This is a genomic window from Microcella alkaliphila (genome assembly GCF_004216855.1).
Lineage (GTDB): Bacteria > Actinomycetota > Actinomycetes > Actinomycetales > Microbacteriaceae > Microcella > Microcella alkaliphila.
Genome location: NZ_SGXT01000011.1, coordinates 420,978 through 444,459, shown reverse-complemented (window position 1 = coordinate 444,459; position 23,482 = coordinate 420,978). Strand labels below are relative to the sequence as shown.

The window sequence follows — 23,482 nt, the reverse complement described above, 5'->3', positions numbered from 1 at the left end:
CCGTGTCCGAGCCCGCGCCCGCCTCGCCCGTGGTGAGCGACCGCGTCTGGACCGTTCCGAACGCGTTGAGCGCGCTGCGTCTGCTGCTCGTCCCCGTTTTCTTTGTCCTCGTCGTTGTCGGCGAAGATGTCGCGGCTCTCATCGTGATCGTGGTGTCCACCGTCAGCGATTGGGCCGATGGGGTGATCGCCCGACGCTTCGGCCAGATCACGAAGCTCGGCCAACTCCTCGATCCGGCCGCCGACCGGCTCTTCATCATGGCGGCCGTCCTGGGTCTCGCCGTGCGAGGGGTCGTCCCCTGGTGGCTCGTCGTGGTGATCATCGGTCGCGACGTCTTTCTGGTCGTGCTCGGTGTCGTGCTCGCCCAGCACCGATTCGGGCCGCTGCCCGTTCATCACCTCGGCAAAACCGCGACCTTCGCACTGTTCTACGCGCTGCCCATCCTCGTCCTCGGGCAGGCCTTCCCGTCCCTCGCGGCCGTATCTGACCCCATCGGCTGGGCCTTCGCCCTGTGGGGGGCCTTCCTCTACTGGTGGGCGGGCCTGCTCTACCTGCGCCAAACGCGTGTCCTCATCCGTGAACACCCCCTCGACAGAGTAGATGCATCGGATACGCTGGCACACAGGAGGACGACGGATGGCTGACAACACGGCAGACGGCGAACGCGAGTACCGCCCGCAAGACACGACGGTGCACTACGGGCCCGAATTCGCCTCGCAATTGGCGGCGATGGAAGCCGGTGTCCGCACGGGCGAACTGGACATCATCAGCGCCCTTCCGTCGGGTTCAGCCGTGCTCATCGTGCGCCGAGGCCCCAACACCGGCGCGCGATTCCTGCTCGACAGCGACCAGACGATCGCCGGTCGCCACCCCGACGCCGACATCTTCCTCGACGACGTGACGGTGTCGCGCAAGCATGCAGAATTCGTACGCTCGGGTACCCAATTCGCCGTTCGTGACCTCGGTTCGCTGAACGGCACGTTCTACAACGGCGAGCGCATCGACGACACCGTCCCCCTCGTCGACGGCGCCGAAGTGCAGGTGGGCAAGTTCCACCTGACCTTCTACTCATCGCGCCACGACCAGCCGCAGGGCGCCTGATGCCCGCACGGTCGTCCGCTGAGGCGCGACGGCCGGCGACAGCGGGGCTACTGTCGATCGGCCAGGTGCTTGCCAAACTCAGTCCCGAGTTCCCCGACCTGACGCCCTCGAAACTGCGGTTCTTGGAGGAGCGCAACCTCGTGGCACCCGAGCGCACCGACTCGGGCTACCGAAAGTTCTCGGCAGCAGACGTCGACCGGCTGCGCTTCATTCTCACGATGCAGCGCGATCACTACCTGCCGTTGAAGGTCATTCGCGAGCACCTCGACGACCTTGACGCTGGGCGCACCCCGCGCCTGCCGGTCGGCCTCGACGCAGCCGTCCCGTCGATCCTCTCGAGCGACCGTCGCTACAGCCGCGAGGAACTCATTCGCGAGGCGCAGGCGACCCCCGGTCTGCTCAGCGACGCGATCAGCGCATCCCTGATCACCCCGGCAGACACCTTCGGTGACGACGCGGTGCAGGTGTTGCGCGCGCTTGTGGAACTGCAGCGCACCGGCATCGAGCCCCGTCACCTGCGGGGCTTCCGCGCCTCAGCGGAGCGTGAACTGGGCCTCATCGAGAGCGCACTGATCCCGGTCTCTCGCCGTAACGACGCCTCCAGCCGTGCGAAGGCGGCAGAACTGGCTCGTGAGATTGCCAGCCAGCTCGAAATCGTGCGATCCAGCCTGATCCGTTCGGCGCTCGGCAGGCTACAGTCGTAGGGAGGCCCGACACGCCGACGTGTCGTCGGCGGATCTCGCGGCCAGCGCGTCTTGCGCTCGCTAGGGTGAAGGGCGTGACGCCAAGTGTCACGTTAAGACTGAAGGTTAGGTACGCGCCATGACGGACAGCAGCCGCCGCGACGAACGCTACGAACTCGAACTGCTCTTCACCGACGGCCTGCCCGATCTCGACGATGAGGCGGGATACCGCGGCGCTGTCGCCGCACGTGCCGCCGGCATCTCGTACCGCCAGCTCGATTACTGGGCACGCACACAACTCGTCGAGCCGACCGTTCGCGGCGCATCCGGTTCGGGCACGCAGCGCCTCTACGGCTTCCGCGACATTCTCGTGCTGAAGCTAGTGAAGCGGCTGCTCGATACCGGCATTTCGCTGCAGCAGATTCGCACGGCCGTCGAGCAGCTGCGCGAATCCGGCGTGCATGACCTGGCCCAGACGACCCTCATGAGCGACGGGGCGAGCGTCTACCTCTGCACCTCCAATGACGAGGTCATCGACCTCGTCAGCCGCGGCCAGGGCGTCTTCGGCATCGCCGTCGGCAAGGTACTGCGCGAGGTCGAGACCGAACTCATCGACCTCGATGCCAGCCCGACTGCCGACCCCAAAGACGAACTCGCCGCCCGCCGCGCGACCCGCGCCAGTTAGAGCAACAGCACGCTACTGCTGGGCGTACTCGCCGATACGCGCCGTACGCATCACGCGGTCGAGGAGCTGGTCGAAGTTGCGCGCCATCTCCTGAGAGCTTTCGCCCGGCCACACGTGCAGCGGCTTCGCGGCACCCTGTGCCTGCTGGAGCGATGTGCGCTCGGGCAGCTGCGGGGCGAGCACCAGCGGGCCGAACATGTCGCGCAGCTCCTTGATGCGGAACTGGTGCTCAAGGCTTTGCACACGTGCACGGTTCACCACAATGCCGAGCGGCTGGAGACGCGGAGACAGTCCGCGACGGATTTCTTCGATCGCGCGCAGCGCTCGGTCAGCGGCGGCGACGGAAAACAGCCCGGGCTCCGTGACCACCATGACTCGATCGCTCGCCGCCCACGCCGTGCGGGTGAGGGCGTTCAACGAGGGGGCGCAGTCGACGAGCACGAGGTCGTATTCGCTTTCGATGTGCGCGAGAGCCTCTTCGAGTTTCCAGATCTCACGAATCGAGGGGTGCGGCCCGTCGAAGTTGATGGCGCTGGGGCTGCCGATGAGCACGTCGACCTTTCCCGGTCGTCCACGCGTCCAGCCCGACGGGGCAATCGCCTGGCGAACGATGCGCTCCTTCGGCGAGGCCAGCACGTCGGCGACCGTCAGCCGGCCGGCGATCTGAATGTCCATGCCCGTGGATGCATCCGACTGCGGGTCGAGATCGACGACGAGAGTGCGCAGGCCCCGCGAGAACGCGGCAGACGCGAGCCCGAGGGTCACCGTCGTCTTGCCGACGCCTCCCTTGAGGGAGCTGATGCTCAGTACGTGCACGGAAGAAGACCCTACCTTCACTAGGCTATGGAACGCGTGCATCCGCACCATTCGCGGACGTCCCCGGCCACCACCCCCGACGCGACGCTTCGGCGTCGTGCCAGGAAGGACGCAATGTTTCAGAAGATCCTCGTCGCTAATCGTGGAGAAATTGCTATCCGGGCGTTTCGCGCCGCGGTTGAGCTGGGCGCCAAGACGGTCGCCGTGTTTCCCTACGAAGATCGCAACTCGTTTCACCGGCTGAAGGCCGACGAGGCATATCAGATCGGCGAGGAGGGCCACCCGGTTCGGGCCTACTTGAACGTTGACGAGATCATTCGGGTCGCGAAGCTCTCGGGTGCCGATGCGATCTACCCCGGCTACGGGTTCCTCAGCGAGAACCCCGACCTGGCCGAGGCGGCGCGCGCCAACGGCATCGCATTCATCGGCCCACCCCGCGAGGTGCTCGAGATGGCCGGAAACAAGGTGTCGGCCAAAGAGAAGGCGATTGCCGCAGGGGTTCCCGTTCTGAAGTCGAGCCCCGCAACCACCGACATCCAGGTTCTCCTCGAGGCCGCCGACGAGATCGGATTCCCCGTCTTCGCGAAGGCCGTCGCCGGTGGCGGCGGGCGAGGGATGCGCCGGGTCGAGACCCGCGAGGAACTGCGCCCCGCTCTCGAAGCGGCGATGCGCGAGGCCGACAGCGCGTTCGGCGACGCGACGATGTTCGTCGAGCAGGCCGTCGTGCGCCCGCGGCACATCGAGGTGCAGATTCTTGCCGATAGCTCCGGCGAGACCGTGCACCTGTTCGAGCGCGACTGCTCGATCCAGCGCCGCCACCAGAAGGTGGTCGAGATCGCCCCGGCCCCGAACCTCGATGACGACACCCGCCAGGCGATGTATCGCGACGCGGTCGCGTTCGCGAAGTCGATCGGCTACGTGAACGCCGGCACCGTCGAGTTCCTGCTCGACACGGCGGGCGAACGGGCTGGCGAGTACGTGTTCATCGAAATGAATCCGCGCATCCAGGTCGAGCACACGGTGACCGAGGAGGTCACCGACGTCGACCTCGTTCGCGCTCAGATGCTCATCGCTGCGGGCGAGTCGCTGAGCGATCTCGGGCTCGCCCAGGATCAGATCCAGCTGCGCGGTGCTGCCCTGCAGTGTCGCATCACCACGGAAGACCCGGCGAGCGGGTTCCGCCCCGACACCGGCAAGATCACCACCTATCGGTCGCCCGGCGGTGCGGGCGTGCGCCTCGATGGCGGCACCATTGCCGCCGGCGCGCAGGTGAGCCCACACTTCGACTCGATGCTCGCCAAGATGACGTGCCGCGGTCGTGACTTCGCCACGGCTGTGAACCGCGCCAAGCGCGGACTCGCCGAGTTCCGTATCCGCGGCGTCACCACGAACATCCCGTTCTTGCAGGCGGTGCTCGACGACCCGGCGGTGATCGCCGGCGATCTGTCGACGTCGTTCATCGACGAGCGCCCCGGGCTGGTGACAATGAACCCGTCGAAGGACCGCGGCACGAAGATGCTCACGTGGCTCGCCGACGTCACCGTCAACCAGCCGAACGGCGCGGGCGACGGCGTGATTGACCCCGCCATGAAGCTGCCCGCGGTCGACTACGACGCGGCGCCCGCTGCGGGCAGTCGTGACCGTCTGCGCGAACTCGGGCCGGTCGGCTTCGCCGCCGAACTGCGCGCACAGACCGCTCTCGCCGTCACCGACACCACCTTCCGCGATGCGCACCAGTCGCTCTTGGCGACGCGGGTGCGCACCCGCGACCTCGTCGCTGTCATGCCGCACGTGGCGCGACTGACCCCGCAGCTGCTGAGCGTCGAGGCCTGGGGTGGGGCGACCTACGACGTTGCCCTCCGTTTCCTCGGAGAAGACCCGTGGCAGCGTCTTGCCGCCATGCGCGAGGCCCTGCCGAACGTCGCGATTCAGATGCTGCTGCGCGGCCGAAACACGGTCGGCTACACGCCGTACCCGACCGAGGTGACCGACGCGTTCGTGCGCGAGGCGGCCGAGACCGGCATCGACGTCTTCCGCATCTTCGACGCCCTCAACGTTGTCGACCAGATGCGGCCCGCCATCGACGCGGTCCTCGGCACGGGTACCACCGTGGCCGAGGTCGCCATGTGTTACTCGGGTGATCTGTTGAATCCGGCGGAAGACCTCTACACGCTCGACTACTACCTGCGGCTTGCTGAGCGCATCGTCGATGCTGGAGCGCACATCCTTGCGATCAAGGACATGGCGGGCCTCTTGCGCGCCGGCGCCGCCGAGAAGCTCGTGACGGCGCTGCGCGACCGATTCGACGTGCCCCTGCACGTGCACACCCACGACACGGCGGGGGGACAGCTCGCCACCCTGCTCGCCGCCGCGAACGCGGGCGCCGACGCCGTCGACGCGGCCAGCGCGCCGATGGCGGGAACAACGTCGCAGCCGTCGCTGTCGGCCCTCGTCGCAGCCCTCGCGCACACGGAGCGTGACACCGGTCTCGATCTCGGCGCCGTCAGCGACCTCGAGCCCTACTGGGAGGCGGTGCGTCGCGCTTACAAGCCGTTCGAGTCGGGCCTGCCCGGGCCGACCGGACGCGTGTACCACCACGAGATCCCCGGCGGGCAGCTGTCGAACCTGCGCCAGCAGGCCATCGCTCTCGGCCTCGGCGACCGCTTCGAGCTCATCGAGGACTGGTATGCCGCGGCGAACCGCATCCTCGGCCGGCCGACGAAGGTGACCCCGTCGTCGAAGGTGGTCGGTGACCTCGCGCTGCAGATGGCCGCCGCGGGAGCCGACCCCGACGACTTCGAGCGGAACCCGCAGAACTACGACATCCCCGACTCGGTGATCGGCTTCATGGCTGGCGAGCTCGGCGATCTGCCGGGCGGATGGCCCGAGCCGTTCCGCACCAAGGTTCTCGAGGGGCGCACCGTAAAGCCCGGGCTCACCGAGCTCACCGACGACCAGCGCGCCGCGCTCGACGGGTCGACCGACGAGCGTCGCCTCATGCTGAATCAGCTGCTGTTCGCCCAGCCCACGCAGCAGTTCCTCCAGGTGCGGGAGCAGTACGGCGACGTGTCCGTGCTGGCAACCCCCGACTATCTGTACGGCCTGAAGCCGGGCGAAGAGCACGTCATCGAGATAGAGCGCGGCGTCACCCTGTTCATGGGTCTCGAGGCGATCAGCGAGGCGGACGAGAAGGGCATGCGAACGGTCATGGCCACGCTCAACGGTCAGTTGCGTCCCGTGCTCATTCGCGACCGCTCGGTCGCCGTCGACGCGGCCTCGGCCGAGAAGGCAGACCCGGGGAAGCCCGGCCACGTCGCCGCACCCTTCAGCGGCGTCGTCACGCTGCAGGTCGACGAGGGCGACGAGGTTGAGGCGGGCGCCACCATCGCGACGATTGAGGCGATGAAGATGGAGGCGGCCATCACGACCCCCATTGCGGGCACGATTGAGCGTCGAGCGATTCCCTCTACGCAGCAGGTGGAGGCCGGGGACCTGCTCGTCGTCGTCGCCGGGCAGTAGACACCCGGGTCAGTGAGGGGGGCGAAGACCCCGCTACACTGGCGTGTCGAACTTTGGAAGGAGGCCGCATGGCCGAGAAACGCGACGCATCAGGCGACGTTTCGACCGACGTGGTCGGGGGGTCTACACCCCGCACCGTCAATGACGGCGTCGAGCCCGGCGGCGGGAGCGAGTTCATCGCCGCTGTGCCCGAGTCTCTTTCCATCGACGTCGTGCTGCCCGAACCGGCACCTGACGAGGCTCCCGACCCGACCGCGGAGCTCGCTGCGCGCGGCGTTGACCCGCAGATCGTCGAGATGCTGCAGACGGGCGCCACGACCATCCAGCTCGGTGACCAGCAGCTCGCCAGCGCCCTGACCCAGCCCGACCTCAGCGACATCGACCCGGCTGATCTCCCCGCTGACCTCTCGCGCCGCGTCATGTACGGGGACCACCAGCCCGAAGCAGCGGGAATGCTGACGGCTGACCGTCTGCTCGACCCGAAGCGTTCCCGACCGAACGGCCCCGAAGGTGCCTGGCCGCGGTTCGTGTACCTCAGCACGTTCAAGCAGGTCAACATCGGCGACTCGCGTCGCGTTCGCGAGCGTAAAGAGTTGGATGCGCGCATCGCGCAGCCGCTCGGTCTCAATGCCCGCTTCGTGCCCGTGCTGACCCGCAAGGGTGGCGTCGGCAAGACGACCGTGACCACTCTTCTCGGCATGGCGCTGGCTTCCGTGCGCGAGGACCGCGTGATCGCGATCGATGCCAACCCTGATCGCGGCACGCTCGCCGAGCGCGTCGCGAAGCAGACACGCTCTACGGTGCGTGACGTCGTCAACCGCGCCGCGTCCATCGGTGCCTACAACGACTTTTCGACTTTCGTGTCGCGCGACGCGACGCGTCTGGATGTGCTCGCCAGCGACACCGATCCGTTGCTGTCCGAGGCGTTCGACGCCGACGACTACAACGTCGTCGCCGACCTCGCCGCGCGCTACTACTCGATCGTCTTGACCGACTGCGGCACGGGAATCGTGCACTCGGTCATGCGCCCCACTCTCGAGCGCGCTGACTCCGTCGTCATTGTGTCGGGCGGCAGCGTCGACGAGGCGCGCCTTGCCAGCGAGACGCTGACCTGGCTGGAGGCCAACGGCTACGACGAGCTGGTGCGCAACGCGGTTGTGGCGATCAATACCGCCACCCAGGGCACGAACCTGGTGAAGCTCGAAGAGATCGAGGCGCACTTCGCCTCCCGCGTGCGCGAGATCGTGCGCATCCCCTACGACGAGGTGCTGGCTGCCGGCTCCGTCGTGAAGTGGAAAGACCTGAAGCCGTACACCCGCCATGCGGCCCGTGAGCTCGCCGCGCTGGTGGTCGAGGGCATTCCGCGCGACGGGTACTGATCGCGCACGATGACCGTCCGCCCCATTCGCCTCTTCGGCGACCCCGTGTTGCGCTCGCGCACCGATCGTGTCGTCCACTTCGATGCGTCGTTGCGCGCGCTCGTTGACGACCTGCTCGACACGGTGCAGGTTCCGGGGCGCGCGGGCGTCGCCGCGAACCAGATCGGTGTGGGGCTTGCCGTGTTCAGCTACAACATCGATGGTGACCTCGGCTACATCATCAACCCGCAGCTTGTCGAGGTGCGCGGCGACGCCGAGCCCGTCGATGAGGGGTGCCTCTCGGTTCCTGGGCTCGCCTACCCGCGCCGGCGTCACCCGTGGGCGCGCGTCGAGGGCGTCGACCTCGACGGCAACGCCGTCGCCGTCGAGGGGGAGGGGTTGCTTGCCCAGGCGCTGCAGCACGAGACGGATCACCTCGAGGGCCGGGTGTACGTCGAGGGCCTCGAGCCGGAACTGAAGCGCGAGGCGATGCGGGCGATCAGGACCGCCGACTGGTTCCAGCGGCCCTGACCACGCGCATCCCGTGCGGTGTCGCGCTACTGCGCGAGTGAGATTCCTTGCGTCTCGGGCGAGGCCGAGTACAGCCCGTCGATCACCGACGCGAAGTCTTTCGTGATGACGTGGCGCTTGATGCTCATCTTGGGCGTGAGGTGCCCCGAGGCCTCCGTGAACTCGGTCGCGAGAATCACAAACTTGCGGATGGATTCGGCGCGCGACACGCGGGCGTTCGCGACGTCGATCGCGCTCTGCACCTCGGCGAGCACCTTGGGGTGCTGAGCGGCGTCGGCGAGCGTCATCTGCGCGTCCTCGCCGTTGTTGTTGAGCCACACCGGCAGCATCTCGGGGTCGAGCGTGATGAGGGCCGAGATAAACGGCTTCTGGTCGCCCACCACGACGACCTGGCCGACGATCGGGTTCGCGCGGATCGGGTCTTCCAGAACGGCGGGGGCGACGTTCTTTCCACCGGCGGTGACGATGATCTCCTTCTTGCGGCCCGTGATTGTGAGGTAGCCGTCGGCGTCGATCGTGCCGATGTCGCCGGTGCGGAACCAGCCGTCCTCCGTCATGACCTCGGCTGTTGCCTCAGGCTTCTTCCAGTAGCCGGCGAACACGTTGTTGCCCGAGATGAGGATCTCGCCGTCGTCGTCGAGGGCGATTCCGACGCCCGGAAGCGCCGGGCCGACCGTGCCGATCTTGAAGTTGTTGACAAGGTTCACCGAGGCGGGAGCCGTCGTTTCGGTGAGGCCGTAGCCCTCCAGGATGCGCACGTTCAGGGCGCGGAAGAAGTGCCCGAGACGCGTGCCCAGCGGCGCCGAGCCCGACACGGCGTACTGCACGCGGCCGCCCATCGCGTTCTTCAGCTTCGAGTACACGAGCTTGTCGAACAGCGTGAAGCGAAGTTTTAGGCCGAGCGGCACGGAGCCGGTGTCGAGGGCCTTCGAGTACTCGACGGCGGTGTCGGCCGCCTTGCGGAAGATCTTGCCCTTGCCGCCGGCCTCAGCTTTCTGCTCGGCCGAGTTGTAGACCTTCTCGAACACGCGCGGAACGGCGAGCAGGAAGGTCGGCTTGAACGAGCCGAGCGCGGGCAAGAGCTGCTTCGTGTCGGCCTGGTGACCGACCTTGATGCCGCCGTGCACACAGATGATCGAAATGAAGCGCGCGAACACGTGGGCGGTGGTGATGAACAGCAGCGTCGACGCGCCGGGCGCGAAGACCTCCTTCATCGCGATGCGGGCGTTGCGTGACAGCTCGACGAAGTTCGAGTGCGTCAGCATGACGCCCTTCGGCACTCCCGTCGAGCCGGACGTGTAGATGAGGGTCGCGAGGTCGCTGCCCACTGCCGCCGTGCGGCGCGCCTCGACGGCCTCGTCGGTGACGTCCGTGCCGTCGGCGGCGAGCTTGTCGAGCGCGCCGAGGTGCATCTGCCACACGTGGCCGATGCTCGGCACGTCGCTGGCGATCTCGTCGAAGCGCGAGTAGTGCTCGGCGGTCTCGACGATCAGGTGGTGCGCCTCAGAATCTTCAAGGATGTACTGGATCTGGCTCGGCGAACTCGTCTCGTAGATCGGGACGAGGACGGCGCCGGCGAACCACGCTGCGAAGTCGACCAGGGTCCACTCGTAGCGGGTCTTACACATGAACCCGATCTTCTCGCCGGGCTCGACGCCCGCGGCAATGAAGCCCTTGGCCAGAGCGATCACCTGCGTGTGAAACTCGGCGGCCGTGATGTCACTCCAGCCGCCGTCGGCGGTCGGAAGGGCGAACAGCGCATCGTCGGGCGCCTGGGCGACGCGGTCGACAAGCAGGTCAGTAGTGTTCGCGTCGGGGTCGGGGGTCACGACGGCCGGGACGACGAATTTTTTCACGGCAGCTCCTCTGGCACCGGGTCTGGTCTGGGGCGGTTCGACCACCCTACCGGGGCGACCTCGCCACGCGCTGACTGCTCACCACCGATAGAGTTTCGAGCCGTGCATGCAATCGGAATCGACATTGGCGGGACGAAGATCGCCGGCGCTCTCGTGGCCGACGACGGCACGATTCTCGCCGAGGAGCGCCGGCCCACGCCGGCCACCGACCCGTCGGCGATCGTCGAGATCGTGGCCAGCATGGTTGAGCGGTTGAGCGAGGGGCACACCGTGATCGCGACCGGCGTCGCCGCCGCCGGCTTCATCGACGCTGCGCAGTCGACCGTGTACTACGCCCCCAACATCTCGTGGCGTAATGAGCCGTTCCGTGACCGCTTGCGTGCCCGTCTCGGCATGGACGTCACGATCGACAACGACGCGAACGCTGCCGGCTGGGCCGAGTTCCGCTATGGCGTCGCTCGTGACGCCCACGACATGACGATGCTGACGATCGGCACGGGCGTCGGCGGCGCGATCGTCACCGGCGACCGCCTGCTGCGAGGCGGTTTCGGAACGGCCGGCGAGCTGGGGCACCTGCGCATCGTGCCGGACGGGCTTCCCTGCGGCTGCGGCGCACGCGGCTGCATCGAGCAGTACGGCTCGGGCCGGGCGCTCTTGCGTATGGCGAACGAGATCGCCGACGCCGGCGGCATCGGCCACGCTCTCGCCGTCGCCCGCGAGGAGGCGGGAGGGACCCTGACGGGCGGGATGCTCGCCGGGTTCCTCGAGGACGGCGATCCGGGCGCTCACCACGCCCTCCGCCAGCTGGGGCTGTGGCTCGGTCAGGCGTGCGCCAGCCTCAGCGCGGTGCTGGATCCCGAGATGTTCGTCTTCGGCGGCGGTGTCTCCGTCGCGGGCGACGCGCTGCTTGATCCGGTGCGGGAGGCCTACCTCGCTCACCTTCCCGCGCGCGGCTACCACCCCGAGCCCGAGTTCGTCGTCGCCGAGCTGGTGAACGACGCCGGCGTCGTGGGCGCGGCCGACCTTGCGCGCATCCACGCCGAGTCCATCGGCGCCGCGCCGCGGGGTTAGGCTGGGTGGCGGCCGAGCGAGGGGAGCAACGATGTTCTACTGGTTGATGAAGAACCTGGTCATCGGCCCCATCCTGCTCACGGTTTTTCGTCCGTGGGTGCGGGGCATCGACAACGTTCCCCGTTCTGGCCCGGTGATCCTCGCGAGCAATCACCTGTCCTTCGTCGACTCGATCTTCTTGCCGCTCGTGCTCGACCGTCGCGTCGTGTTTCTCGCCAAGAGCGACTACTTCACCGGCAAGGGCATCAAGGGGTGGTTGACCCGCTTCTTCTTCCAGGCGTCTGGACAGCTCCCCATTGACCGCTCTGGCGGCAAGGCGTCGGAGGCCTCGCTCAACACCGGGCTTCGCGTGCTCGCCGAGGGCAAGGCGCTCGGCATCTATCCCGAGGGCACCCGCAGCCCCGACGCCATCCTGTATCGGGGCCGCACGGGCGTCGCCCGCATGATCCTCGAATCCGGTGCCCCGGTCATCCCGGTTGCGATGATCGATACCGAGAAGGTCATGCCGATCGGTACCCGCGTGCCGAAGGTGTTGCGCCCCGGCATTGTGTTCGGCGAGCCCCTCGACTTCAGCCGCTTCGCTGGCATGGAAAGCGACCGCTTCGTGCTGCGCTCGGTGACCGACGAGATCATGTACGAACTGGGTCGGCTGTCCGGCCAGGAATACCGGGACGTGTACGCCACCACCGTGCGCGACAAGCGTCCCGCCCACGTCCGCTGACCCGAGGCGCGCACACTCATTCCGCTGGGCTAGGCTCGAACAGCGCGCTCCCGCCCTGCGCCATCCACCCCCTTCTTTCTGCACTGGAGTACCGCCTGTGGTCGACCCGACCGAACCTGTGATCGCCGCTGACCCCGACATCGTTGCGGGGCTCGACCACTGGCGCACCCTGCCGATCAAGCAGCAGCCGCAGTGGCCGGACGCCGCGGCGGCAGAGGCGGCCTCCGCTGAGCTTGGCACCCTTCCGCCGCTGGTGTTCGCCGGCGAGGTCGACAACCTGCGCGACCGCCTGGCGCGCGCGGCGCGCGGCGAGGCCTTCCTCCTGCAGGGCGGCGACTGCGCCGAGACCTTCGCGGGTGCGACCGCCGACCAGATTCGCAACCGGGTGAAGACGATCCTGCAGATGGCGGTCGTGCTCACCTACGGCGCCTCGATGCCGGTCATCAAGATGGGCCGCATGGCCGGCCAGTTCGCGAAGCCCCGCTCGAGCGACTCTGAGACGCGCGGCGATGTCACGCTGCCCGCCTACCGCGGCGACATCGTCAACGGGTACGACTTCACGCCCGAGTCGCGTGCCGCAGACCCGCGCCGCATCGTGCAGGGCTACCACACGGCCGCGTCAACGCTGAACCTGATCCGTGCCTTCACGCAGGGTGGTTTCGCCGACCTGCGCATGGTGCACTCGTGGAACAAGGGCTTCGCCGCGAACCCGGCCAACCAGCGCTACGAGGGCCTCGCGAAAGAGATCGACCGCGCCATCAAGTTCATGGAGGCCGCGGGCGCCGACTTCGACGAGCTGAAGCGCGTCGAGTTCTACTCCAGCCACGAGGGCCTGCTCATGGACTACGAGCGCCCGATGACCCGCATCGACTCGCGCACGGGGCTGCCGTACAACACGAGCGCCCACTTCCTCTGGATCGGCGAGCGCACCCGCGAGCTCGACGGCGCGCACGTCGACTTCTTCAAGCGCATCCGCAATCCCATCGGCGTGAAGCTCGGGCCGTCGACGACGCCCGAGACGATGGAGCGCCTCATCGACGTGCTCGACCCCGATCGCGAACCGGGTCGCCTCACCTTCATCACGCGCATGGGGGCCGGCAAGATCCGGGATGCTCTGCCCCCGCTCCTCGAGGCGATCACGGGCATGGACGCGAACCCGCTGTGGGTGACCGACCCCATGCACGGCAACGGCCTCACCACCCCCACCGGCTACAAGACGCGTCGCTTCGACGACGTCGTCGACGAGGTCAAGGGCTTCTTCGAGGCGCACCGCGCGGCGGGCACGCACCCCGGCGGCATCCACGTCGAGCTCACGGGCGACGACGTCACCGAGTGCCTCGGCGGCAGCGAGATGATCGACGAGGCGACGCTGGCGACGCGCTACGAGTCGCTGTGCGACCCGCGCCTGAACCACATGCAGTCGCTCGAGCTGGCGTTCCTCGTCGCGGAGGAGCTCAGCGCGAGCTGACCCGTTCGCCCGCGCAGGATCTCCCGCTCGGGGCGTCTAGACGAACGCCTCAATGATGATCGTCGAGCCCCGCACGGCGCTGCCGTCCTGCGACGGGATGACGTTCTGCACGCTCGTGAAGTTCCAGAGGAAGCTCTCGGGCACGTTCGTGCGCACGTCGACGCCGAACTCGGCGGCACGCAGCGCCTCGATCGCCTCGTTGATGCTGAGCCCGATCACGTCGGGAATCTCGACGAGGTCGGGGCCGCGCGAGACGACCAGCGGCAGCGTGTCGCCCGGCTGAATGACCTCCGGCAGATCGCCATAGCCCAGCACAGATCCCGCCGCGATGTCGTTGTCGAACGTTTCGGTCGCGACGGTGGAGCCGAGGCCTCGACGATCAAGCTCCGCCTGGGCGGCGTCAAGAGTAAGGCCACGAACTTCGGGAATCGAGCCGACCGAGACGAGCAGTGACACGGGCGTGCCGCGGAACGAGTCGGTGCCCGCCGCGAGGGGGGAACCCTCCGCATCGCGCACCTCCAGGACCGAGCCGTCGCCGATCTCACCATCGAAGCGCTCGGCGCGCTCCTCGGCGACGACAAAGCCCGCGTCCTCCAGAATCGCCCGGGCGTCCGCCTCGGGCTGGCCACGCACCTCGGGAACGGTCGTCGGCTCGGCGCCCTCAGAGACCACGAGAGTGACCTCGGTTTCGCGCGGAACCGCCTCGCCCGCGGGAGGATCCGTGCGAATGACGAGCCCCGCATCCACGTCGAGCGAGAACTCGCGCACCGTCTCGCTCGCGACAAGGAGTCCCTCGTCGGTGAGGATCACCCGGGCGTCCGCCTCGGCGACGCTGCGCAGCTCAGGGATCGTCACCGAGCCGCCCGGTCCACTGGAGAACCACCAGCCGGCGACGGCCGCGAGCCCGGCGACGAGGAGAACGACGAGCATGATCGCGATGCCGCGGCGGCGACGCGCGGGAGCGGCAAGCGCGAGCCGTTGACGGGGCGTACCCGTATCGGCGGGCGGCGCGGCAGCCGCACCTGCGGGCGCGATGACCTGCGTCTCGGCCGTCATCGCCGCGGCTGAGGTGGAGAGGGGAGGCAGCACCATCGTCTGCTGCGGGCCCGTGGCGACGATCGAGGTCGCGAGTGAGCGCGAGGTGTCGCGCAGTTGCTCGAGAAGCGCGCGCGCATCTGCCGGGCGATCCGCGGGATCGCGCGCGGTCGCCCACAGCACCAGCTCGTCGAGTTCGGCCGGCACGTCGGGATTGACGGTGCTGGGGGCCGGCACCGAGTCGTTCGCGTGTTGGTAGGCGATCTGCATCGGCTGCTCGCCCTTGAACGGCTGCTCACCGGTGAGCATCTCGAACATCATGATGCCGAGCGCGTAGATGTCGCTGCGGGTGTCGGCGACGCCGCGGGTGATGAGCTCGGGGGAGAGGTAGGCGATTGTGCCGAGCAGCGCCGCGCCCGTCGCGGTGTTGGCGCTGGCGGCGCGCGCGAGACCGAAGTCGCCGATCTTGATGCGGCCGTCGTCCGCCAGCAACACGTTCTCGGGCTTCAGATCGCGGTGCACGATGGCTGACTTGTGCGCCGCCGAGAGCCCCGCGAGCACGGCCTCGCCGATGTCGAGCGTCTGCTCGGGGGTGAGCGCGCCGTACTCCTGCAACAGCTCGCGCAGGGTGATGCCGGGCAGATATTCCATGACGAGGTAGGCCGACTCGTGGTCCTGTCCCTGGTCGAAAACATTGACGACGTTTGGATGCGCGAGGCGAGCGGCGCTGCGCGCTTCCTGGATGAAGCGCTCCTTGAATTGGCTGTCGTCAGCGAGGTGCCCGTGCATGATCTTGACCGCGACGAGGCGGTCGAGCCGCTGATCGGTGGCGAGGTACACGGTCGCCATGCCGCCCCGAGCGATGCGGGAGCGCACGTGGTATCGACCGTCGATCAGCCGGCCGATCAACGGGTCTCCGGGCGCGGCGCTCACGCCCTCGAGTGTAGGTGTCGCTCAGGTGCGATCAGGCCGCGCCACACGGGTTAGCCGAGTTGTGCGAGCCACGCCCAGGCGCTCGTTTCCCACTTGGCGTAGGCGTCGGGGTAGGCCGAGATTTGTACAGCCTGCGCGGCGACCGTGAGCGACATTGACTGCCACCCGCGGATGTCGAGAAGACCCCTGGTGCGCCCGGCGTTCGGGTTCTGCGGCCCGCCGTAGAACAGGCGCGCTGCGTAGGCGGGATCCTGCAATTGCGCGGGAGTTCCCCAGCCGCTCGAGGGCCGCTGCTGGAACAGGCCCACGGAGTCGAGGTGGCCCCACGAGAGGTTGCGCAGCGACGACTCCTGCATCGCGGTCGCGAGTGCGATCACGATGCCGTAGTCGGGCACGCCCAGCTGACGGCCCACCGAGATGATCGTCTGTGCGTGAGCGCGCTGGTCGGCGTTCAGGGCCGTCACGGTGCCGGGCGACGGAGTCGCGGGCGGCGCGATGGGCGGCGCTGGCGCCGGAGCGGGGGGCGCTGGCGCCGGAGCGGGCGCCGCCTCCGCGCGCGGGGGCGCGGGTGCCGGTGCCGGTGCCGCGACGGCGGGCGCCGCCTGCTCCGCAGGACCGCCCGGAAGCGTCGGTCGCTCGCTGACCGGCATCGACAGCACCTCGTCGGCCTCGACAGATTCGTGAGTGACCGTTTCCGCTGCCGTACCGGACTCGCTTGCGGCGGGGCTCACGCCGGGAATCCGCAGCTGCTGACCGGGGTAGATGATGCTTCGCCAGCCGAGTCCATTGGCATCGAGCACGGCCTGCGTTGTCACGCCGAAGCGGGCGGCGATGCCCGACACCGTGTCGCCCGCAGCGACCACGTAGTAGCCGTCCTGCGTCGCGGGCGTTGGCGTCGCGGCCACCTTCGTCGGGGCATCCGTGAGCTTCAGGACCTGGCCCGGGAAGATCAACGAGTTCCAGCTGAGACCGTTCATCGCGAGCACGGCGGGGGTCGACAGGCCAAAGCGGCCCGCGATGTCGGAGACGGTGTCGCCCGCCTGGACGACGTAGCTCGCCGGCGCGGCGGCAGCCTGAATGGTCCGAACCCCGAGAGCACCCGGCGTCATAGCCGCGCCGACCTGGCCGAGGGCCGCCCGCAGACTCGGCGCCGCCGGGTTCTGTTGGGGTTTCGGAGCGAGCGGCTTACGAGTGGCCTGGGCGGCGTCGACGGGTCCGGTGAGGCCGAGCCCGAGCACGATCGCGCCCGTCAGGACGACGGGCATGGTGCTGTACGTGAGCGCGCGGCCGGTGCTGCGCGGGGTGGTCGACGCGCGACGGAATGCCGCGGCGGGTTCTGTCGAGACTGCGCCCGGGGTGCGCGGCGCGAGGCCGGCGAAGACCTCGCGAGCGCGGCCAGCAGCATCCGGGTCGTGCTCGGTGTCGGTGTCGTGACGGACGGTCATGGTGACAGGAACCCCCTGGCCGTGAGTGGCGCCGCGCGGGAACGCGGACGAGCGGAAATCCCCCTTCCGCTTGTTACACAGTACAACTGCTGTCAACTGTTGGGGAAGATGTGACTATCTGTAACACGCCCGTAACATTTACGACGCGTCGCGCGTCGGCCGTGAGCGTGGCAGTCTGAAGGGGTGAGCGTCGAATCGTCCCGCTGGCTAACCGTTCCCGATCTGGTCGACATCCTGGGCCTCAGCCCCGGCAAGATTCACCGACTCCTCGAGGAGCGGCACCTGCTCGCCGTCCGACGAGACGGCGTCGTCGTCGTGCCGGAGGAGTTCCTCCTTAATGGCGAGCCCGTTCACGGCCTGCCGGGCACGTTGACGCTCTTGGCCGACGCCGGATTCAGCGACGACGAGGCCATGGAATGGATGCTCGCCCCGCACGATCAGCTCGACGGCTCGCCGACCGGAGCCCTCCGCGCGGGCCGCAAGGCTGAAGTGCGGCGCATCGCGCAGGGCGAAGCGTTCTAGCGGCGTTCTCTAGCTCTGCCGGCGGGTGACCGTGTCGGCGAGCCCGATGAGTTCGCGCGTCGCTGCGCGGCTGATAGGCGCGTCCTCGAGCGCCGCGACCGCCTCCGCGACCGAGCGGGCGATGATCGACTCGACGGTCTCGACGGCTCCGCTATCCCGAATCGTCGCCTGCAGAGTGGCCACCTGGTGGGGGGTCAGGTCGGGGTCGCCGAGCAACTCGTCGATGAGGGCACGCGGGCCGACCGGCAGGCCCGCCCGCGCTAGCGCGATGATCACGGTGCGCTTGCCCTCGCGCAGGTCGTCGCCCGCCGGCTTGCCGGTGACCTCGGGGTCACCGAAGACGCCCAGCAGGTCGTCACGCAACTGGAAGGCCACGCCGAGCGGGAGGCCGAAGGCGCGCAGGGCCGACACCTGCTCCTCGGTGCCCCCGGCCATGAGCGCGCCGAGCGCGAGAGGCGCCTCAATGGAGTACTTCGCCGACTTGTACGTCACGACGCGGTGGGCGCGGGGGAGCTGTTCGCGCTCGTCGGCCTCGCGCCAGGCGACCTCCTCGTAGATGTCGAGGTATTGCCCGAGCATGACTTCGGTGCGCATGGTGCGGAACTCGTCGCGCGCCGCGCGTGCGGCTCGGCGGTCGCCCAGCTGTGCGAGGCCATCGTCGAGCAACTCGTCGCTCCAGCCGAGCAGAAGGTCGCCGAGCAAGAGCGCGCCCGACATGCCATACACGCTCGCGCTTCCCGCCCATTCGCGTTCGCGGTGCATGGACTCGAATCGGCGGTGCGCGGCCGGCTTGCCGCGGCGGGTGTCGGAGTTGTCCATGATGTCGTCATGCACGAGCGCCGCGCCCTGGAAGATCTCGACGGCGGCCGCGACGTCGATGATCGCGTCGATGTCGGGATGCTCGTCCAGCGTCGCGAGAAGGTCGTCCGGCTTCGAGGCTCCCGCCACCGCCTGCCAGCCCCAGTAGGCGAACAAGGCGCGGAACCGCTTCCCGCCGGCCAGGAGCTCGCGGCCGGCGTCGACGAAGACTCCAAGCTCGTCGGCGACCGAGTCGAGGTGCGCCTGGCGGTCGTCGAGGAACCGGTCGAGTCGAGCGTGGACCAGGTCAACTAGGCGCAATTTCTCAGCCACCCGCCTAGCCTATCCAGGTGGCCGGTCCTAGAATGAGTGCACCGCGAGAACCCTCGCGCCCCGCCTCATCAAGCCAAAGGGTCACCATGCCGCTGTCAGAGCAGGAGCAGCGCCTTCTCGAAGAGATGGAGCGCAACCTCTACCGCAACGACGCCGATTTCGTGTCGGCGGTCTCCGGTCGCCGAGGCAAGCCCAACTACACGCTTGTCACTGTGGGTGCTCTGCTTGCCGTCGTCGGCATCGGCGTGCTCGTTACGGGCGTCGTGATCAGCATTCCGCTGGTGGGTGTGCTCGGCTTCGCGGTCATGTTCGGTGGAGTGCTGCTCGCGCTCACGCCCGCCAAGGGGTCGGCGTCGTCCGCCGCACCCGAGGCTCCCGCCGCTGCTCGCACGAACCGGTCCTCCTGGACCGACCGCATGAATGAGCGCTGGGAGCGGCGCCAGGAGGGCGAGCGCTAGCCGCTCCACTTCCCTCCCCAGGTTCTTCGCGCCGGGGTCGACCGCACGGTCGGCCCCGGTTTTTTGCGCGCCCGCGCGCCCGCAGGGCCCACGGAGCGGCCAACGGTCCGCGGGCATCCCACCCCCAGTCCGGGGGTCACAGGGGCTTCCGGCGGAATAAAGTGGGGCGAAACCCTTCCAAGTGGAGGTAAGTGGAGTAATGTGGAGGAAATTCCCGATCTCGGGCCGGAGAGGAAAGGGGGAGCCGGATGTTCCTTGGCACGCACACCCCCAAACTCGACGACAAGGGCCGGCTGATCCTCCCCGCCAAGTTCCGTGGCTCTCTCGCCGACGGCCTCGTTCTCGCCCGCGGCCAGGAGCGCTGCATCTACGTGTTCACCCCCGAGGTGTTCCAGCAGAAGGTGCAGCTCATCAACACCGCGCCGCTTACGAGCAAGGTCGCCCGCGATTACGTCCGCATGTTCCTGTCGGGGGCCAGCGCCGAAGAGCCCGACAAGCAGTTCCGCGTGACGATTCCGCCGGCCCTGCGTCAGTACGCCGACCTCGACCGCGATCTCACCGTCATCGGTGCGGGTGACCGCGCCGAAATCTGGTCAACCGCCGCATGGGAGGCGTACTACGCCGCCCAGGAGGAGACGTTCTCATCGATGGAGGAGGAGGTGATCCCCGGCCTCTTCTGATCGCGTGGCTCCGACTCCCAGCCGTGACCCGCCCTGGCGCACCTTCCCCGGTGCCAGGTCGCACGGATGGGGATCCGGGCCCCGCGCTCGGCCGATTCTGCATATGACTGCCGACCGCCACATCCCCGTCCTGCTCGAGCGCTGCCTCGACCTGCTTGCCCCCGCCATCGAGTCGCCGGGCGCCGTCCTCATCGACGCCACCCTCGGTCTCGGCGGCCACACCGAGGCGGCGCTGACGCGGTTTCCCGAACTGACGGTCGTCGGCCTCGACCGTGACTCCGACGCGCTCCGGCTCGCGAGCGAGCGTCTCGCCCCCTTCGGCGACCGATTCCGTCCCGTCCACACGGTCTACGACCGGGTCCGTGAGGCGCTCGACGAGCTCGAGATCGACCGCGTGCAGGGGGTCCTGTTCGATCTCGGTGTCTCGTCCATGCAGTTGGACGAGGCCGAGCGCGGCTTTGCGTACGCCCAGGATGCTCCGCTCGACATGCGCATGGACCGCACGACGGGCGTCACCGCCGCCGACGTCCTCGCGAGCTACGCGGAGGCCGACCTCCGACGCATCTTCCACCGCTACGGCGAGGAGCAGCTCGCGGCCCGCTATGCGCGCCGCATCGTTGAGCGCCGCACGGAGGCGCCCATTGAGCGCAGCGAGCAGCTGAACCGCATCATCGCCGACGCGACCCCCCAGGCGGCCCGCCGCCCGGGACACCCCGCAAAGCGCGTCTACCAGGCGTTGCGCATCGAGGTCAACGCTGAGCTCGCCGCCCTCGAGGCCGCCCTGCCTGCCGCGATCGACGCGCTCGCCGTCGGGGGACGCATCGTGGTGCTCGCCTACCAGTCGCTGGAAGACCGCATCGTGAAGCGCGAGCTCGCCGCGCGCAGCCGCTCGACGGCGCCGGCCGGTCTCCCCGTCGAACTGCCCGAACACGCTCCCGAGTTGCGCCTGCTCGTGCGTGGCGCCGAACAGGCCGATGACGCTGAGCGTGCCCGCAACCCGCGGGCGAACCCCGTGCGCCTGCGCGCGGCCGAACGACTGCGAGACGTCGCGTGAGCGCGCTCGCGCAGCCGCTCGGCGCCCCCGCCGCGCCGGCCAGTGCTCCCGAACCGCGCCGTCGTCTTCGCCCTGTCGAGGTCACCCCGAGCCGCGAGCAGCGTCGGCGGCGACCCCGCGCTCTCGCCGCCACGATTGCCGTGAGTGGTGTCTTCGCGATCCTGCTTGCGCAACTGATGCTGAGCATCCAGCTTTCCGAAGGCGCCTACCGCATCACGGCGGCCGAAGGGCAGCTTGTCGAACTCAGTCGCAGCTCGCAGGTGCTCTCCGAGAATCTCGCGCGCCTCGAATCGCCCCAGAACCTCGCCGCCCAGGCCGAGTCGCTCGGCATGGTCGTCAACTCATCCTCCGCCTACCTTCGGTTGGCGGATGCGGCCGTACTGGGTACCCCAGTCGCCGCAAGCGCCCAGTCGGGAGTCCTCGACGGGCGCGCCAGCACGGTCGGCAATGTGCTGCTCGTCGACGTGCCGCTCGTGGTCCCGGCGGCGGCGGGGGAGGCGTTGGGCGTGGCTCCGACGCCGTCGTCGCCGGGACCACTAGCCTCCGCCGAAGAGCCCACCGGGCCCGAACCCCTTCCCGCCCCGATCACCCAGTGACCCCGTCGTTCATTCGCCACTGACAACACGCTTGGAAGGAGCCCCGTGACCTCGGATCGCCGCACACGTCGCCGGGTCGCCGCGACCGTGCTCGTCATGGTGATCATCGTCTCGGCGTTCGTCGTTCGTCTCGTCGACATCCAGGTCGTCCGTGCTGCCGACCTGGCAACCGAGGCCGAGGCGCGCCGGTCGATCCCCCAGACACTGCAGGGCCTTCGCGGCGACATCGTCGACCGCAACGGCGTGGCCCTCGCCGACTCGGTGTACCGCTACGACATCACGGTCTCGCCCCGATTCGTCGGCGACTACACGCTGGTCAATAGCGAGACGGGGGAGCGCGAGAAGCACAGCGTGTGGGATGCGCTGACCGCGATCGCCGAGCTGACCGACACCGACCCGCTCGATCTGCTCGAGCGCATCGAGACCGCGCTTGAGACGAATCCCAACAGCGACCACGCCTACCTGGTTCGCCGCGTGCCGACCGACGTCTTCCAGCAGGTGCGCGACCTGCGCGTGCCGTGGGTCTACTCCGAGCGCATCGCCTCGCGCACGTACCCGAACGGGCAGGTGGCGGGTAACCTCGTCGGCTTCCTCGGCACCGACGGCCCGCAGACGGGGCTCGAGCTGCGCCTCGACGAGTGCCTGTCGGCAGTCGATGGCTCGTCGACCTTCGAACGCGGCGCCGACGGCGTGCGCCTGCCCGGCAGCACCGTCGTGCACCAGGAGCCGATCGACGGCGGAACCCTGCACACCACGATCGACTCCGACCTGCAGTGGTTCTCCCAGCAGAAGCTGGAGGAACAGGCACGCGCCGTCGGTGCCGACTGGGCCACCGCCATGGTCGTCAGTGTCCGCGACGGGCACATCATCGCCGCCGCGGACTGGCCGACGGTCGACCCTAACGACGTCAACTCCACCCACCCCGACAATCTGGGTTCGCGCATCTTCTCGTGGCCATACGAGCCCGGTTCGACCATGAAGTCGATCTCGATCGCCGCCATGTTGGATGCGGGCGTGACCACGCCGGGCGAGCGCATCGGAGTGCCCGCGCGCTACGACACGATCAACGGCTGGCAGATCCGGGATGCGTGGGCTCACGATGGTCTGAAGCTCACGACCGCCGGAATTCTGATGAACTCCTCGAACGTGGGCACCTCGTTGCTCGGCGAACGCCTCACCTTCGCCCAACGCGAGCAGTACTTCCGCGACTTCGGCTTCGGTTCGCCGACCGCGGTCTCCTTCCTCGGCGAAGAGTCGGGCATCGTGCGCCCGGCTGACTCGATCGACGGACACGGCGCTTATATGCAGCTGTTCGGCCAGTCCATCTCGGTGACGAGCGCGCAGATGGCGCAGGCCTATCAGGCCATCGCGAACGGCGGCGTCCTGCAGCCGCTCACCCTGGTTACCGGATGCCAGCGCGAGGACGAGGTGACGCACCTGCCCGAGACGGAGGGCACGCGGGTGATCTCGCAGCAGGCGGCGAACCAGACGGTGCAGATCCTCGAGTCGGTCGTCACCGAGGGGTTCGTCGGCCCGCAGCTCACCGTTCCCGGGTACCGGGTTGCCGCTAAAACCGGCACTGCCGAGGTGCCCGTCAACGGCGTCTACACGAGCGAGCGCATCGTGTCGGTCGCCGGTCTCGCACCGGCCGAGAACCCCGAATTCGTCGTCATCGTCACGCTCGGCAAGCCCGATACGATGAAGGTCGCCGCGGCCGCGGCGCCCCCGTTCCAGCAGATCATGACGCAGGTGCTCAAGACCTTCCGGGTGGCGCCGAGCACGCAGCCCCCGCCCCGCCTACCCACCACCTGGTAGGCAC

Annotated in this window: 21 protein-coding genes; 16 read left to right on the top strand and 5 right to left on the bottom strand. The window is 68.5% G+C overall.

Annotated elements, in window-relative coordinates; translation table 11 throughout:
- The first annotated feature begins 2 nt into the window (after window positions 1-2).
- From EV140_RS02740 to EV140_RS02725, 4 genes are all read left to right on the top strand, one after another.
- Entirely contained in the window at window positions 3-644 is a 642-nt protein-coding gene (locus EV140_RS02740) for a CDP-alcohol phosphatidyltransferase family protein (RefSeq protein WP_338418531.1), read from the top strand.
- Window positions 637-1,101, top strand: a complete 465-nt coding sequence (locus EV140_RS02735; protein WP_130280774.1) for an FHA domain-containing protein — start codon at window positions 637-639, stop codon at window positions 1,099-1,101. Before EV140_RS02740 ends, EV140_RS02735 begins: the two co-directional genes overlap by 8 nt.
- A complete protein-coding gene (ftsR, locus tag EV140_RS02730; RefSeq protein WP_130280772.1) occupies window positions 1,101-1,805 on the top strand; it encodes a transcriptional regulator FtsR in 705 nt (234 codons plus the stop codon). The genes EV140_RS02735 and ftsR overlap by 1 nt, the downstream gene beginning before the upstream one ends.
- A gap of 118 nt (window positions 1,806-1,923) precedes the next feature.
- Entirely contained in the window at window positions 1,924-2,469 is a 546-nt protein-coding gene (locus EV140_RS02725) for a MerR family transcriptional regulator (RefSeq protein WP_096421251.1), read from the top strand.
- A gap of 12 nt (window positions 2,470-2,481) precedes the next feature.
- On the opposite strand, the gene EV140_RS02720 is transcribed toward EV140_RS02725, so the two are convergent.
- Complete coding sequence (locus tag EV140_RS02720; RefSeq protein WP_130280770.1) at window positions 2,482-3,285, bottom strand: ParA family protein; 804 nt, start codon at window positions 3,283-3,285, stop codon at window positions 2,482-2,484.
- Window positions 3,286-3,399: 114 nt separating this feature from the next.
- Here EV140_RS02720 and EV140_RS02715 point away from each other — a divergent pair, with 114 nt between their 5' ends.
- From EV140_RS02715 to EV140_RS02705, 3 genes are all read left to right on the top strand, one after another.
- Window positions 3,400-6,804 carry a pyruvate carboxylase gene (locus EV140_RS02715; RefSeq protein WP_130280768.1) on the top strand — a complete coding sequence of 1,135 codons (3,405 nt, stop codon included), beginning with the start codon at window positions 3,400-3,402 and terminating at the stop codon, window positions 6,802-6,804.
- Between the two features lie 68 nt (window positions 6,805-6,872).
- On the top strand, window positions 6,873-8,183 hold the full coding sequence (locus tag EV140_RS02710) for a MinD/ParA family ATP-binding protein (RefSeq protein WP_130280766.1): 1,311 nt from the start codon (window positions 6,873-6,875) through the stop codon (window positions 8,181-8,183).
- A gap of 9 nt (window positions 8,184-8,192) precedes the next feature.
- Window positions 8,193-8,693 carry a peptide deformylase gene (locus EV140_RS02705; protein WP_096421255.1) on the top strand — a complete coding sequence of 167 codons (501 nt, stop codon included), beginning with the start codon at window positions 8,193-8,195 and terminating at the stop codon, window positions 8,691-8,693.
- A 26-nt stretch (window positions 8,694-8,719) separates the two neighbouring features.
- Here the strand turns inward: EV140_RS02705 and EV140_RS02700 are convergent, their stop codons facing one another.
- A complete protein-coding gene (locus EV140_RS02700) occupies window positions 8,720-10,549 on the bottom strand; it encodes an AMP-dependent synthetase/ligase (protein WP_130280764.1) in 1,830 nt (609 codons plus the stop codon).
- 102 nt (window positions 10,550-10,651) lie between these two features.
- Here EV140_RS02700 and EV140_RS02695 point away from each other — a divergent pair, with 102 nt between their 5' ends.
- The 3 genes from EV140_RS02695 to EV140_RS02685 all read left to right on the top strand — a co-directional run bounded on the left by EV140_RS02695 (window position 10,652) and on the right by EV140_RS02685 (window position 13,809).
- Window positions 10,652-11,620: an ROK family glucokinase gene (locus EV140_RS02695; protein WP_130280762.1), complete on the top strand. Its 969-nt coding sequence runs from the start codon at window positions 10,652-10,654 to the stop codon at window positions 11,618-11,620.
- A gap of 31 nt (window positions 11,621-11,651) precedes the next feature.
- Window positions 11,652-12,341 (top strand): lysophospholipid acyltransferase family protein, encoded by a 690-nt coding sequence (locus tag EV140_RS02690; RefSeq protein WP_130280760.1) that lies wholly within the window; start codon window positions 11,652-11,654, stop codon window positions 12,339-12,341.
- Between the two features lie 97 nt (window positions 12,342-12,438).
- Window positions 12,439-13,809, top strand: coding sequence for a class II 3-deoxy-7-phosphoheptulonate synthase (locus EV140_RS02685; protein ID WP_241971258.1), 1,371 nt, complete (start codon window positions 12,439-12,441; stop codon window positions 13,807-13,809).
- Between the two features lie 36 nt (window positions 13,810-13,845).
- Here EV140_RS02685 and pknB read toward each other — a convergent pair whose 3' ends face one another.
- Both pknB and EV140_RS02675 read right to left on the bottom strand, forming a co-directional pair.
- The gene (pknB, locus tag EV140_RS02680) at window positions 13,846-15,777 is read right to left on the bottom strand and encodes a Stk1 family PASTA domain-containing Ser/Thr kinase (RefSeq protein ID WP_130280758.1); all 1,932 of its coding nucleotides are present in this window, start codon (window positions 15,775-15,777) and stop codon (window positions 13,846-13,848) included.
- Between the two features lie 50 nt (window positions 15,778-15,827).
- Window positions 15,828-17,222, bottom strand: coding sequence for a LysM peptidoglycan-binding domain-containing protein (locus tag EV140_RS02675; protein ID WP_241971257.1), 1,395 nt, complete (start codon window positions 17,220-17,222; stop codon window positions 15,828-15,830).
- 183 nt (window positions 17,223-17,405) lie between these two features.
- Here EV140_RS02675 and EV140_RS02670 point away from each other — a divergent pair, with 183 nt between their 5' ends.
- On the top strand, window positions 17,406-17,744 hold the full coding sequence (locus tag EV140_RS02670) for an Rv2175c family DNA-binding protein (RefSeq protein WP_130280756.1): 339 nt from the start codon (window positions 17,406-17,408) through the stop codon (window positions 17,742-17,744).
- Window positions 17,745-17,753: 9 nt separating this feature from the next.
- Here EV140_RS02670 and EV140_RS02665 read toward each other — a convergent pair whose 3' ends face one another.
- Window positions 17,754-18,875, bottom strand: coding sequence for a polyprenyl synthetase family protein (locus tag EV140_RS02665; RefSeq protein WP_130280754.1), 1,122 nt, complete (start codon window positions 18,873-18,875; stop codon window positions 17,754-17,756).
- An 86-nt stretch (window positions 18,876-18,961) separates the two neighbouring features.
- On the opposite strand from EV140_RS02665, the gene EV140_RS02660 reads away from it, so the two are divergent.
- The 5 genes from EV140_RS02660 to EV140_RS02640 all read left to right on the top strand — a co-directional run bounded on the left by EV140_RS02660 (window position 18,962) and on the right by EV140_RS02640 (window position 23,478).
- Window positions 18,962-19,333 (top strand): DUF3040 domain-containing protein, encoded by a 372-nt coding sequence (locus EV140_RS02660; protein WP_130280752.1) that lies wholly within the window; start codon window positions 18,962-18,964, stop codon window positions 19,331-19,333.
- 248 nt (window positions 19,334-19,581) lie between these two features.
- A complete protein-coding gene (mraZ, locus tag EV140_RS02655; RefSeq protein ID WP_130280750.1) occupies window positions 19,582-20,013 on the top strand; it encodes a division/cell wall cluster transcriptional repressor MraZ in 432 nt (143 codons plus the stop codon).
- A gap of 103 nt (window positions 20,014-20,116) precedes the next feature.
- On the top strand, window positions 20,117-21,067 hold the full coding sequence (rsmH, locus tag EV140_RS02650; protein WP_130280748.1) for a 16S rRNA (cytosine(1402)-N(4))-methyltransferase RsmH: 951 nt from the start codon (window positions 20,117-20,119) through the stop codon (window positions 21,065-21,067).
- Window positions 21,064-21,663 (top strand): cell division protein FtsL, encoded by a 600-nt coding sequence (ftsL, locus tag EV140_RS02645; protein WP_130280746.1) that lies wholly within the window; start codon window positions 21,064-21,066, stop codon window positions 21,661-21,663. Before rsmH ends, ftsL begins: the two co-directional genes overlap by 4 nt.
- A gap of 45 nt (window positions 21,664-21,708) precedes the next feature.
- Window positions 21,709-23,478 carry a peptidoglycan D,D-transpeptidase FtsI family protein gene (locus EV140_RS02640; protein WP_130280744.1) on the top strand — a complete coding sequence of 590 codons (1,770 nt, stop codon included), beginning with the start codon at window positions 21,709-21,711 and terminating at the stop codon, window positions 23,476-23,478.
- Window positions 23,479-23,482 lie beyond the last annotated feature (4 nt).

Coding starts and splice junctions, on each gene's coding strand:
- EV140_RS02735 (WP_130280774.1), top strand. CDS start 637: ATGGCTGACAACACGGCAGACGGCGAACGCGAGTACCGCCCGCAAGAC.
- ftsR (WP_130280772.1), top strand. CDS start 1,101: ATGCCCGCACGGTCGTCCGCTGAGGCGCGACGGCCGGCGACAGCGGGG.
- EV140_RS02725 (WP_096421251.1), top strand. CDS start 1,924: ATGACGGACAGCAGCCGCCGCGACGAACGCTACGAACTCGAACTGCTC.
- EV140_RS02715 (WP_130280768.1), top strand. CDS start 3,400: ATGTTTCAGAAGATCCTCGTCGCTAATCGTGGAGAAATTGCTATCCGG.
- EV140_RS02710 (WP_130280766.1), top strand. CDS start 6,873: ATGGCCGAGAAACGCGACGCATCAGGCGACGTTTCGACCGACGTGGTC.
- EV140_RS02705 (WP_096421255.1), top strand. CDS start 8,193: ATGACCGTCCGCCCCATTCGCCTCTTCGGCGACCCCGTGTTGCGCTCG.
- EV140_RS02690 (WP_130280760.1), top strand. CDS start 11,652: ATGTTCTACTGGTTGATGAAGAACCTGGTCATCGGCCCCATCCTGCTC.
- EV140_RS02675 (WP_241971257.1), bottom strand. CDS start 17,222: ATGACCGTCCGTCACGACACCGACACCGAGCACGACCCGGATGCTGCT.
- EV140_RS02660 (WP_130280752.1), top strand. CDS start 18,962: ATGCCGCTGTCAGAGCAGGAGCAGCGCCTTCTCGAAGAGATGGAGCGC.
- mraZ (WP_130280750.1), top strand. CDS start 19,582: ATGTTCCTTGGCACGCACACCCCCAAACTCGACGACAAGGGCCGGCTG.
- rsmH (WP_130280748.1), top strand. CDS start 20,117: ATGACTGCCGACCGCCACATCCCCGTCCTGCTCGAGCGCTGCCTCGAC.